Origin of the sequence: uncultured Bifidobacterium sp. (assembly GCF_959020145.1) — a bacterium.
Lineage (GTDB): Bacteria > Actinomycetota > Actinomycetes > Actinomycetales > Bifidobacteriaceae > Bifidobacterium.
In genome coordinates, this window is the sequence record NZ_CAUEQY010000009.1 from 40,120 (window position 1) to 52,213 (window position 12,094).

The following is a 12,094-nucleotide window of genomic DNA, read 5'->3' on the forward strand; positions in this document are numbered from 1 at the left end:
GTATTACGATATAACTAAGTAGTTACTAAGTAATAGAAACTGCATGACGTACGAAGGAGTGCATATGGATCTTGATTACATCAAGGGCGTGAACCTGGGTAACTGGCTGGTTCTGGAAAAGTGGATGAACCCGGCATTATTCGATGGAACCACTGCCGATGACGAATACTATCTGCCGACGCAACTCGATCCGGCCGTCTACGAGGCCCGCATCAGGACCCACCGCGCCGAATACATCAACGAGCGCGACTTTGCCACCATCAAATCGTGGGGACTGAACTCCGTGCGCATCCCCGTGCCGTACTTCATCTTCGGCGACCGCGCGCCGTTCATCGGCTGCATCGACGAACTCGACAAGGCCTTCAACTGGGCCGAGAAATACGGTCTGACCATCCTCATCGACCTGCACACCGCGCCGATGAGCCAGAACGGCTTCGACAACGGCGGCATCTCCGGCGTGTGCAAGTGGGCGCAGCTGCCCGACGAGGTCGAATTCGTGCTGTCCGTGCTCGAACGCCTCGCCAGGCGGTACGGCCATCGTCGGGCGCTGATGGGCATCGAAATCATCAACGAGCCGAACACCACCACCTGCTGGCCGATGGCGAACGTGACCGAACGCTACAAGGCGGTCGATCCGGAACTCGCCGAAGGCACCGGCCCGATCGCATTCGACTGGCTCAAGAACTTCTACATCACCGCCTACCACCGTCTGCGCGATGCCGACAAGGGCGCATTGCCGGCAGACAAGGCGGTGGTGTTCCACGACGGTTTCGACATCGAACAGTGGAAGGACTTCATGCGCGGCCCCGACGGCAAGCTCGCGCCCGAGTTTAAGAACGTGGTCCTTGATACCCACCAATACCTCATGACCGCCGAAACGATGGGTTGCCCGCAGACAGCGGAGGGCTACGACGACTTCGTGAGGAATACCTATGCGCCGATGATCGCCGAGATGAGCGAATACTTCCCGGTGATTGTGGGGGAGTGGTGCCTGTTCAACTCCGTCGGCTGCGGTGTGGACACCCACGGCGGACAAAGCGTGCTCAACGGCGAGGAAGGCGCGCAGGCCGAGACCCTGACCGCCGAACAGAAGCGCTCGCTGTACCAGGGCGTGGCCGAATCCCAGCTCGCCGCATGGAGCAAGGGCAGCGGCTTCTACTACTGGAACTACAAGCTGCTCACCGACACCGTCAACACCCCTGGCTGGATCGGCTGGGACGCATGGGACCTCGGGCGCTGCATCGCCCAAGATTGGTTCCCCGTCCAAAAGTGATTCCGTCGGACGCAAGAATCGTACAAAGCAACGCGTGATATCAAGAACATTAAGGAACGACAATGCTGCATAATCCGATCTTCAAAGGCTTCAATCCCGATCCGGCCATCTGCCGCAAAGGCGACGACTACTACGTGGCCGTCTCCACCTTCGAATGGTTTCCGGGCATTCCGATTTACCATTCGAAGGATATGAAGCATTGGGAGCTGCTCACCCACGTGCTTACTGATGGTACGAATCCGAACCTCACCAAGCTGCCAAGCGCTAAGGGCATTTGGGCTCCATGCCTCACGTATTGTGAGGAAGAGGACATGTTCTACGTGATTTACGGCGTTATGAATTCCATGAATGCACGCTATTTCGACGTGAATAATTATCTGATTAAGTCGAAGAGCATTGAAGGTCCGTGGAGTGAGCCGGTATATCTGACATCTTCCGGTTTCGACGCGTCCATTTTGCATGATGACAATGGCAAGAAGTACATCGTCAGCTTGGAATGGGAGACCCGTGAAGGCTATGAGAAGCCGGGTGTGATCTGCTGTGTGGAATATGATCCGGAAACCAAGCATGTGGTTGGCTATCCGAAGCGTATATGGCGTGGCGCTACTGATCGTGGCTGCATTGAGGCTCCGCATCTGACCAAGCGTGACGGCTGGTATTACATTATGTGCGCCGAGGGCGGCACCGGCTACAACCATTCTGTGACCATGGGCCGTTCCCGCAATGTGTGGGGCCCGTATGAGCCGGATCCGAATGGTCCGCTCGTCACTTCGCAGCCGAAGGAGTCAAACGAGCGTGCTGATGACGATCATTTGAAGCCGCGCTATTTCAACCCGGATTCCGTATTGCAGAAGTCCGGCCACGGCTCCTACGTGGATCTGCCGAACGGCGAGACATATCTTGTGCACCTGACCAGCCGTCCGTTTGTGCCGGAATTGCGTTGTACGCTTGGCCGTGAGACCGCCATTCAGAAGATGCAGTGGACGCCTGATGGTTGGTTGCGTATGGCTGATGGTTCTAATCTGGCAAAGATCGAAGTCGAGGAGCCGAATCTGCCAGATGTGCCGATGCCGGAAATTCCAAGCCTTGACGATTTCGATGGTGAGGAACTGGGTAACTGGTATTACTCGCCGCGTCAGATGCCGAGCACGTTTGCAAATGCTACGGAACGCCCGGGCTGGTTGCGTGTTCGTGGTGAGGAATCGCTTGCCTCGCTGAATCGTACGAGCCTGCTTGCTCGCAAGCTGACGAGCGTGTATGCCACGGTAACCACCAAGATGGAGTTCGAGCCGGAAGTCTACCAGCACAGCGCTGGCTTGACCATCTACTACGACAACATGAATAATATTTTCCTGCGCAAGTATTATTCACAGACGCTTGGCGGCAGCGCGATTTCGATTGTGCGTCTCGAAAACGGTGAAAAGATGGAAATGCTTGACACTCGCGTTGCTGTGGAAGACAAGCCGATCTATTTCCGTTTGAATATCGAAGGTCGTCGTACTTGGTTCGAGTGGGGTTATGATGGCGAGAACTGGACCAAGATTGGCCCGGATTTCGACACTACCACCTTCTCTGACGAATACTGCAAGTACGGCGAATTCACTGGCACCATGGTCGGCATCGCCGTTACCGACGCCGCTCTGCACGAGAAGACTGCCGACTTCGACTTCTTCGACTACGAGGCGGACGAGACGAAGCCGGTCGACTGATCCCGCCCATCCGGCCACCACGATCATTCAACGACCCTGATCCGGCTGTGATCCGATTCCGAGCGGCCGCGTGGCCGCTCGCGGGGCGCATACAATGGACCAAGGAACGTTGCGAATGACGCGCGGTTCCTTGGCCCATTGGGCCGAATGGGTTTTGCCATGGGTTGTGATGGGCGGAAGCGAAAAGTCGGGCAACCCCCGAACGTAAGGGCGGTGAGACGCATGGTGCTAGGCATCGACGAGCGAATCGACGGCGTGAACCTCGGCAACTGGCTGGTGCTGGAGAAATGGATGGATCCGAAACCGTTCACCCGCAGCGCCGAAGACGATGAAATCTGGATGCACCGCACGCACGTATCCCTCTGGTCCGAACGGAATCTCGCCGAGGAACTGCGCCGGCACCGCGAAACCTACATCACCTTGGAGGATTTCCGTATTATCGTCGGTCACGGAATCAACCTCGTGCGCATTCCCATACCATATTTCATCTTCGGCGACTGGCCCGGACATCCGGGCTGCATCGCATACCTCGACCGCGCGTTCCGTTGGGCGCGGGAGACGGGACTGAAGATCATGATCGACCTGCATACCGTGCCCGGCTCACAGAATGGTTTCGACAACGGCGGTCTGACGGGCGTGTGCAAATGGGCGCAGAATCCGGACTTGGTGGAATACGCGCTGAATGTGCTGGAACGATTGGCCCGCCGATATCGTGACGAGCCGACCCTACACAGCATCGAAGTGCTCAACGAACCAGTGAGCTGGTCGGTGTTCCATGGCACGTCGAATACGGCGAAGGACGTCCGCGAGGCCTCCGGCAGCACGCATGTCCCACTGCGCTTTCTGAAGCGCTTCTACCGCGACGCCTACGCTCGGTTGCGCGCCATACTGCGCCCGGAAACCATAATCGTATTCCATGACGGCTTCCGACTGCTCCGCTGGGGCAACTGGTTCCGTCGCGCCGGCATGCGCAACGTCATGCTCGACACCCACCAATATCTCATCGCCATGGAGGAACCGTTGTTCGCGGGGCCGGCACGCCGGCTGTACCTGCAATCGCGGCACCTGCCATGGCTGTACCGAATGCTGGTGGGTGCGCGCGAAATCGCCATCCGTTCGGCGGCCCGCCATATCCCTGTACTTGTGGGCGAGTGGTGCGTGGAGAACCGGTGGGCCCTGCACAGCCGAAACCGAGCGGACGCATACCGTCAAGTATCGCGATTGCAACGCGCGGCATGGGATACGTCGGCGGGGCAGGTCTATTGGAGCTACCAGCTTGCGCGTTCCGCGAAACCAGGCAGCGGCGAAGGAAAACCGCCACGCGACCCGCGCAACGGCGGCAATCTCGAAGCGTGGGATCTGACCCGCGTATGGCGTCATGGATGGATTCAAGCGGATACGCCCCACGATGACGTGGCATCGGCGCCGTCAATCAACGACAATCGACGCAAAGGGCATTAGACTCGGAGTCATGGCAGAGGAAGAGACTTCGAAACGTACCCGCAAATCGCCGCAGGAGCGTCGTGCGGAAGTGCTGGATGCGGCGGTGCAGCTCATCAGCGAACGCGGATTCAACGGCATTTCCATCCAGGACGTGGCCGATCGCGTCGGCATCTCCAAACAAGGCGTGCTGCGATACGTCGAAAACAAAGACAAGATGCTGGCGCTGGTATATGACGAATACTACGGGCAAACCGGCACTCCGGAGGACTTCTTCTCATCGGGCATGCCGGGCAGCGACCCATCCGCGCCGCATTTCCCCGCATACCTGCGCTACCTGGTGAAACACAACTCGCGCCGCCGCATGATGGTGCAGCTGTTCACCGTGCTGTCGGCGGAATCGCTGAATCCGGACCATCCATTGCATGACGAATTCATGGAACGCATGGACGGTATTTGGGAGCACTATTCGAAATACCCATGGGTGGTTCCGCCGCAATTGGGCGCATGGGCCGACAGCATGCGGCCAGTGGTGCGCAAAGCCATGGAGATCATGGACGGCATCCAGCTGTGGTGGCTGCGCGAACCGGAAGTCGACCTATGCGCAGAATGGGCTGAAATGGAAAACCTGCTGTTCCCCGAGCCCCTGTGGGACGCCTACCGCTGATTCGGATTTATTGATTTGGTCGTGTCCGTTCCGCCGGTTGGTTGCGATTGCGTGATTCTGATGATTGTCTATCTGCTTTCGTTTTTCGACCTGCGGTTTTTGGACTTGCGGTTTGCGGTTTGGTTTGCGTGAGGCACCCTTTTGCTCACGGATTGCGATTTGCGATTTGATTGGTGGTTTGTGGCTTGCACGAGTCCAATCGCAAGCCACCCTTTTGCTCACGGATTGCGGAAAAGTGCGTTTTTGCGCATACGTGCGCTGAATTATCTGATTTTAGAAATAGGAAACGTTGGAATTCCGCCATTTGTGATTTTGCATAATGGCATACGATTACCCCTTTTCGCTCACATACGTATATTGACGGCTTGATTTACTTTGCGTGAGCGAAAGGGGGTATTGAATAGTGCGATTACGCAATGTGGTTACGCAACGCAATCGCACTATCGCATACAACTACGCCACAGTGAACGTGGTGCGCTTCAAATCGCGACGACGGCTCGAATGGCCAATCAACACTTCGAACTCGCCCGGCTCGACGATACGGTTGGCATCCGAATCGACGATAGTGCACTCCGAAACCGGAATATCGAACGCAACGGTCTTGGTCTCACCCGGCTCAAGCTCCACGCGCTGGAACGCTTTGAGCTCGCGGTCCGTCCAACTGTAGGACGTCACGATATCGCCGATATACAACTGCGCTACTTCGGTGCCTTTGCGCTCGCCGGTGTTGGTGAGCGCAACCTCGACATGCATGGTATCGGTGGTGGCGAACGTGCCGGAAGCCGGAACGTTCGTGATTGTCGGTTCGCCATATGCGAAGGTCGTGTAGCCGAGGCCCTCGCCGAACGCGAACGCCGGATCCTGCGTGAGATCGGCATAACGATTGCCGTGCTGGCCACGGATCTGGTTGTAATAGACCGGCAGCTGGCCCGCATGACGCGGGAAGGTGATCGGCAGACGTCCGCTCGGCTCGGTTTCGCCAAGAATGATTTCGGCGATGGCCTGGCCACCCTTCATACCCGGATTCGGCGCCCACATGAACGCGCTGACACCGTCGGCCGTGGATTCGTCCACGATCACGCCATTCGTGCCGATCACGCATGCCGGCATCACCTGCGGCTTGGAGCTCATCAGCACCACGACCAGCGGCTTGCCGGTCTCGCGGGCCACGTCGGCAAGCGCTTTGAGCATGGCGTTCTGCCCGCCGAGCAGTTCCAGTGTGGCGGTGGAGCAGGTCTCGCCGACCAACTGCACCACATCGCCCACGACGGCGACAACAAGGTCGGAACGGCGAGCGTTGTCCACCGCCTCATCCAGCAGTTGCTGGTCGAACTTGGCGGAGACGGCGAGCTTCGGACGAGGCTGGCCATCCGGATAGAACTCGCCTTCCGGATCGTCCACCAAATCGATGATGTTCGCGCCACGCGAATACGCAACCTCGCATCCTTCGGGCGCAAGCTGCTTGAACCCGTCAAGCACGGTGGTGATCATCTCACGCGGCTGGCCATCCGGCATCCAATTGACCTGACCGGAATTGCCGGCCCAATCGCCCAACTGCTCCTGCGCGTCATCGGCAAGCGGGCCCACCACGGCGATGCGTTTGCCCGCCGCAGCCGAGAACGGCAATGCGCCGTCATTCTTCAGCAACGCCACGGATTCGCGTGCGATTTGCAGGTTGAGCTCTTGATGGGCTTTGGAGCCGATAACCGTCTTGATGCGCTCTTGGTCCGGCAGACGCGGATCTTCGAACAGGCCCAGGCGGAACTTGAGTGCGAGGATGCGGGACACGGCTTCGTCGATCAGCGACTCATCCAGCAGGCCGGTCTTCACGGCCTCGATGGCACCTTCGTAGAACTTCGGCGTGGTCATGATCAGGTCGTTGCCGGCCTTGACCGCGTCCGCGGCGGCGTGCACGTAATCGGCCTTGACCTTCTGCTCCCACACGGAACGGCCGACGTTGTCCCAGTCGGTGATCAGCGTGCCCTGGTAGTGCCAGTCGCCGCGCAGCTTGTCGGACAGCAGCCACTTGTTGAAGGTGACCGGCACGCCGTCGATGGATTCGTATCCGAGCATGAACGTGCCGCAACCCTCCTTCGCCACGCGTTCGAACGGCGGCAGGAACCACGATTCCAGCTTGCGGTGGGACAGGTCCGCTTCGGAAGCGTCGCGGCCGCCCTGCGTTTCGGAATAGCCGGCGAAATGCTTGGCGCAGGCCAGAATCGCATCCTTGGCGAGCGGCTCGCCAGCTTTGGCGCCGCCCTGATAGCCCTTGACGATGGCGGAGGCCATCTCGCCGATAAGATACGGATCCTCGCCGAACGTCTCGTCCACACGGCCCCAACGGGTGTCGCGGGCGATGCACAGCACGGGGGAGAACGTCCAATGCACGCCGGTGGTGGAGACCTCTTCGGCGGTGGCACGGCCCGCGGCCTGAACCTTGGCCGTGTCGAAGCTTGTTGCCATGCCGAGCTGGGATGGGAAGATGGTGGAGCCTGGCCAGAAGGAATAGCCGTGGATGCAGTCGTCGCCGATGATCAGCGGAATGCCGAGGCGGGTCTTCGTGTTCACGGTCTCGACCGCGCGGGGCAGGTCCGCGGGGGAGGTGTGCAGAATCGAGCCGACGTGCTTGTTGACGATCAGGTCATCCAGATCGCCGCTGCGAGCATCAAGCTGCATCATCTGGCCGACCTTCTCTTCGAGGGTCATGCGTCCGAGCAAATCGGCGATGCGCTCTTCGGCAGGCAGGTTGGGATTCTTGTATGGCAGGTCGGTGGTGTTGGTCATGGATTGCTCACTTTCCTCGTTGAAGCGGTGTCCTTTAATTACCACTTGGTATTTTACGATGATTCAGGTAATTTCACAAGTCGCCGCAGCGCATGTCGTATTTGGCGGACATTGCTCGTGTGGGCGGTTCTACAATGACTTCTTGGTTGCGGTATCGGCTCCATGCATGCATACGGGCCGGGAGTCACGGCAAGGTCCGGTCTTTCCGTAGGCGGTTTTCGGGTTCCGTAGGTGGTTGGGGCTGAATGCCTGCCGAAGGAATGGCCTGAATAAAGCCGTTCCTCATCCCCGATACCACCGGCGACCACCTACGGAACAGTGAAACCCTCTACGGAATCTCGCCATGACACATCGGTTACGGTTCACCGGGGTTCGAAAAGGAAGAAATAGCATGATACGACAGGCAACATCTGCGGATATCGCGGCGATCGCCGCGACCTACGAGGACCTGCTGACTTACGAGCAGGAGCATGGAGGCGATTCCCATTGGGAATTGGGCGTATACCCGACGATCGCTGTACCGAAGCGCGCCGTGCCCGCAGGGGGAGATGATCGTGCTGGAAGAGGATGGTGAGATCCGTGCCAGCATGATATTGAAATGCCCAGCCCGCGGAATACGACGACGTGGCATGGCAGTATCCCGGCGAAGGCGAGGATGTGCTTGTCGTGCATACGCTGTGCGTGCCGCCGCGGTTCGCGGGCCACAGGTATGGAAGCCGGATGGTGCAATACGCGAAGGAATATGCGGCCGGGCACGGCTGCGCGGTCGTCCGCCTCGACACCTATGCGCATAACGAGCCGGCGAAACGCCTGTGCCAACGGTGCGGATTCCGCATCGCAGGGTGGGGGCCGCATTGCTCCAAGGGCTCATGGAAGAGGAGCAGGTGTATCTGGAGTACAGGTTGCAATGAGCATCGGCGTCGTTGCCGTTTCAATAGGTGAGTGAAGGTCGGGCCTCCCATAGGGTGACCCGACCTATTGCCTTACGCGCGTCGGCGGGTCAGCATCAATCCGATGCCAAGCATGAAGCAGGCGACCATCATGCCTGCCGGAGCCAGCATGTCCGAGCCGGTGTTCGCAATGGTTTTGGTGGTGCTGGCAGTGGCATCGCTCCTTCCGCTGGATGAGCCGGGCTTAGCTGGGGCGCCCTCGCGCACCACGGAGGCGACGGCCTGCCCCGGCTCCACCTTGACCACGGAACCGTCTGCGGACAGCGTCACTTTGGCGCTGTAGGCGGCGGCGAGATTCAGCCGCTGATAGCCGTTCGAGCTTGCGTCCAACGGTTCGCCGGAATCAATCTCCGTGGCGGCCAGCACGGCCCTCCGTTGTTCGGCGTTCAACGTCGGGAACGCGGTGGTCAACAGATTCTCCGCGCCTTCCGGTACGACGGCGGCCTTGCCGGTGGCGGAGGTCGGCTTGAATCCATAGCTCATGCGTGCCTGATAGGCGGCCAATGCCGACGCGCGGTTGGTCACCGGCTGTGTACTGAAATCGTCGGTGAAATCGTTGGTGTATCCGCCGCTCGGCTTGGAGGAATCGGCGGAATTCGCGTTCAACGCGGTCACGCAATTCTGCACGGTCGTCGGATCATCCGCCGCGCGGGCAACGATATTGGCGCCCACGCAACGCTTCGCCATATACGCCTGCATTTCCTGATATGCCGGCATCAACTTGTCGTTGCGGAACTGTTCATCGGACCACCGCGTCGCAAGCCCGGCCTCTCCGATGATGCGCCCGCCCATCAGATCGAGCGGATAGTGCACGCCCACGATCAGACGATTGTTGGCCGCCTCCGATGCGCGCGTCATGATCTCCGGCGCGAGCTGGGGCAGCAGCGTGGCCAGGCCGATACCGCCGGAATAGGCGACGGTGGTGTGACCGGAAGGGAACGAACCAGTGGGGGCGAGCGTGTCATAGCCGGGGTTGTGCTGCGTGCCGGAATCGTCCGTCCACACCGGCAGATGGATGATATTCTCGGTCTTCGGCAGACCGGCAGCCACATAGCCGCCATTCGTGCGATCCGTGAACGGACGCGGATGGACATACTGCTTCTTCACGGCGGAATCGTTCACATACCGTGACAGCAACGCGTGCCGTTCCGTGCCGATGTCGCTTTCTCCGGGCCGTTTGACCAACAACGTTGTGGAAAGTGGCAGATCACCCTGCTTGATGCCCTCGCTCAGAAACCTCCCCAAAACCGGGCCAAGCGCATCGGAGTACGTGTTTTCGATCAGCGAATCACTGTCCTTCAATGCGCGCTGCTGCTGAGGATTGAGCGGATCGTCATCACTGGTCCGCCCCTCATTGGCCTTATGATTCACCGACACCGTGGCGTCGCTGTTTTCCTTGAGCACCTCTGCATTGACCACGCGTCCACGCAGCTCCGTGGAAGGCGCGGTGAGATCCGGCTGGTAATAATTGGTGAAATCGGTGAGCAATGCCGTGTAATCCGGCTGCTGCGTATCGGACGGATACGGTTCGGCGCATTGCGCCTGCACGGTGACGCCCAGCGCCATGACGGCCGCGGCCGCCGCCGCGCAACACAAGCAACGGTGTCCTTCTCATCAGTCTCTCTTTATACTGATGCGCCCCCTTCGTAATCGGCACGCTTTCATCTCATCATAGGCAGCATTGGCGCAATCGGGGGCGTGTCCGAATACGCGCATGCAATTTCGCGTAACTTTTCCTCCCTAGATATAGGCGAGGCAATACGATATGCGGATATCGCCGGCGGCCGTCAACGCCGACGACGCCAACACGACAAGGAGAACCGTGAGCATCCACGACGAACGACACAACCATCGGACAACACCGGCAGCCAGCTCCGCCGGCACCATGAGCGAAGGCAGACTCACTATCGTGGTGGTGGCGCTCTCCATCCTCACCTTCCTCGGCATCCTATCCGAAACGTCGCTCAACATCGCCTACTCCACGCTGATGGGGGAGTTCTCCATCTCCGCCGACGTGGTGCAATGGCTCACCACCGGCTATCTGCTGCTCCTGTCCATAGCCATCCCCACCTCACCGTTCATGGTGCGCACATTCCCCACCAAGGGGCTGTTCGTCACCGCCGTGGCGCTGTTCTCGGCAGGTACGGTGGTCGGCGCGCTCGCCGTGAACTTTCCGATGTTGCTCGCGGCGCGGCTCATCATGGCGTTGGGCACCGGCGTCTCGCTGCCATTGCTGACCAACATCATCCTCGAGAAAGCGCCGTTCAACCGACGCGGCATGATGCTTGGCCTGGTCAGTCTGGTGACCTGCGCGGCCCCGGCCATCGGCCCGGTGTTCGGCGGGCTCGTCATGGAATTCCTCAACTGGCATTGGATCTTCTACACGATGATCCCGTTCCTGCTCATCTCGCTCGTGCTGGGATGCGCTACCGTCCCCGACATCCGCCACGGCGGGAAGGGGCATCTGTCGGTGCCGTCGCTGGTATTGGTGGCGGCCGGTCTGGCCGGCATCATCGTGGCGGCGAGCTTCTTCGCGCAGTGGAACGGCGACTGGCGCTTCTGGACGGTGCTTGTCGGCGCGATCGTGGTGCTGGGTGTGTTCGCCGCCGTGCAGCTGAGGATGGAGCATCCGCTGATCGAGGTGCGCACGTTCGCATTCCCCGGTTTCACGCTGGGCATGCTGATTCTGCTCATGTCATCCGGCGGTGTGCTGGGTGTCAATTTCCTGCTGCCGATTCTGTTGCAGCGCGGCATGGGTCATACCAGTATGATTGCGGCGCTGATTCTGTTGCCGGGTGCGGTAATCGGCGCGATTTCCGCACCGCTGATCGGTGGCGCGCTGAAAGCGCATTTCCCGCCGAAATTCATCGCCTGCGGTTTCGTCGGCGTGGCAATCATGGATGTCTCGATGCTGCTCGGCGGCGCGCATGAATGGGCCGTCGCGATCGCCTACGCGCTGTTCATGGCCGCGTCCGGATTCGTGCTCGTGCCCGACCAGACGCATGCGTTGAACCAGCTGCCGGCCGCGATGAACGCCGACGGGTCCGCGGTGATGAACACCGTGCAGCAGCTCGCTGGCGCCATCGGCACCGCGGTCGCGTCCACGCTGATCGCCGAATTCTCCGCAGCGAACCGTGCCGCGGGCATGAAGTCCGCGGCCGCCTACGTCGCCGGGTTTTCCACCAGCATGTGGGTGTTCTTCGGCATGGCCGTGACGGGTGAGATCCTGGCCCTGCTCATGTTCCGCTTCTCGAAGCGCGCCGCATAGCTG

General features: G+C 59.8%; 9 protein-coding genes. 7 read left to right on the forward strand and 2 right to left on the reverse strand.

What is annotated here, in order from left to right; all coding sequences use genetic code 11:
* The first annotated feature begins 43 nt into the window (after window positions 1-43).
* The 4 genes from Q5H33_RS04555 to Q5H33_RS04570 all read left to right on the forward strand — a co-directional run bounded on the left by Q5H33_RS04555 (window position 44) and on the right by Q5H33_RS04570 (window position 5,089).
* Window positions 44-1,273 carry a glycoside hydrolase family 5 protein gene (locus Q5H33_RS04555; protein ID WP_253073065.1) on the forward strand — a complete coding sequence of 410 codons (1,230 nt, stop codon included), beginning with the start codon at window positions 44-46 and terminating at the stop codon, window positions 1,271-1,273.
* Window positions 1,274-1,335: 62 nt separating this feature from the next.
* Window positions 1,336-2,982 carry a glycoside hydrolase family 43 protein gene (locus Q5H33_RS04560; RefSeq protein WP_302423265.1) on the forward strand — a complete coding sequence of 549 codons (1,647 nt, stop codon included), beginning with the start codon at window positions 1,336-1,338 and terminating at the stop codon, window positions 2,980-2,982.
* A 222-nt stretch (window positions 2,983-3,204) separates the two neighbouring features.
* On the forward strand, window positions 3,205-4,443 hold the full coding sequence (locus Q5H33_RS04565) for a glycoside hydrolase family 5 protein (protein WP_302423267.1): 1,239 nt from the start codon (window positions 3,205-3,207) through the stop codon (window positions 4,441-4,443).
* Between the two features lie 10 nt (window positions 4,444-4,453).
* Window positions 4,454-5,089, forward strand: a complete 636-nt coding sequence (locus Q5H33_RS04570; RefSeq protein WP_151907656.1) for a TetR/AcrR family transcriptional regulator — start codon at window positions 4,454-4,456, stop codon at window positions 5,087-5,089.
* Window positions 5,090-5,542: 453 nt separating this feature from the next.
* Here the strand turns inward: Q5H33_RS04570 and Q5H33_RS04575 are convergent, their stop codons facing one another.
* Window positions 5,543-7,873: a glycoside hydrolase family 3 N-terminal domain-containing protein gene (locus tag Q5H33_RS04575; protein WP_055679984.1), complete on the reverse strand. Its 2,331-nt coding sequence runs from the start codon at window positions 7,871-7,873 to the stop codon at window positions 5,543-5,545.
* Between the two features lie 391 nt (window positions 7,874-8,264).
* Between Q5H33_RS04575 and Q5H33_RS04580 the strand changes: the two genes are divergently transcribed.
* Entirely contained in the window at window positions 8,265-8,447 is a 183-nt protein-coding gene (locus Q5H33_RS04580) for a hypothetical protein (RefSeq protein WP_051633962.1), read from the forward strand.
* A gap of 50 nt (window positions 8,448-8,497) precedes the next feature.
* Complete coding sequence (locus Q5H33_RS08425) at window positions 8,498-8,815, forward strand: GNAT family N-acetyltransferase (RefSeq protein WP_198941189.1); 318 nt, start codon at window positions 8,498-8,500, stop codon at window positions 8,813-8,815.
* A gap of 41 nt (window positions 8,816-8,856) precedes the next feature.
* Here Q5H33_RS08425 and Q5H33_RS04585 read toward each other — a convergent pair whose 3' ends face one another.
* Entirely contained in the window at window positions 8,857-10,419 is a 1,563-nt protein-coding gene (locus tag Q5H33_RS04585) for a phosphatase PAP2 family protein (protein WP_051923534.1), read from the reverse strand.
* Between the two features lie 169 nt (window positions 10,420-10,588).
* Here Q5H33_RS04585 and Q5H33_RS04590 point away from each other — a divergent pair, with 169 nt between their 5' ends.
* Window positions 10,589-12,091: an MFS transporter gene (locus Q5H33_RS04590; RefSeq protein WP_302423272.1), complete on the forward strand. Its 1,503-nt coding sequence runs from the start codon at window positions 10,589-10,591 to the stop codon at window positions 12,089-12,091.
* The last annotated feature ends 3 nt before the right edge of the window (window positions 12,092-12,094 follow it).

Excerpts from the sequence above, each read along its gene's own strand:
- Q5H33_RS04590 (WP_302423272.1), top strand. The coding sequence starts at position 10,589 with ATGCGGATATCGCCGGCGGCCGTCAACGCCGACGACGCCAACACGACA.
- Q5H33_RS04575 (WP_055679984.1), bottom strand. The coding sequence starts at position 7,873 with ATGACCAACACCACCGACCTGCCATACAAGAATCCCAACCTGCCTGCC.
- Q5H33_RS04555 (WP_253073065.1), top strand. The coding sequence starts at position 44 with ATGACGTACGAAGGAGTGCATATGGATCTTGATTACATCAAGGGCGTG.
- Q5H33_RS04580 (WP_051633962.1), top strand. The coding sequence starts at position 8,265 with ATGATACGACAGGCAACATCTGCGGATATCGCGGCGATCGCCGCGACC.
- Q5H33_RS04570 (WP_151907656.1), top strand. The coding sequence starts at position 4,454 with ATGGCAGAGGAAGAGACTTCGAAACGTACCCGCAAATCGCCGCAGGAG.
- Q5H33_RS04560 (WP_302423265.1), top strand. The coding sequence starts at position 1,336 with ATGCTGCATAATCCGATCTTCAAAGGCTTCAATCCCGATCCGGCCATC.
- Q5H33_RS04565 (WP_302423267.1), top strand. The coding sequence starts at position 3,205 with ATGGTGCTAGGCATCGACGAGCGAATCGACGGCGTGAACCTCGGCAAC.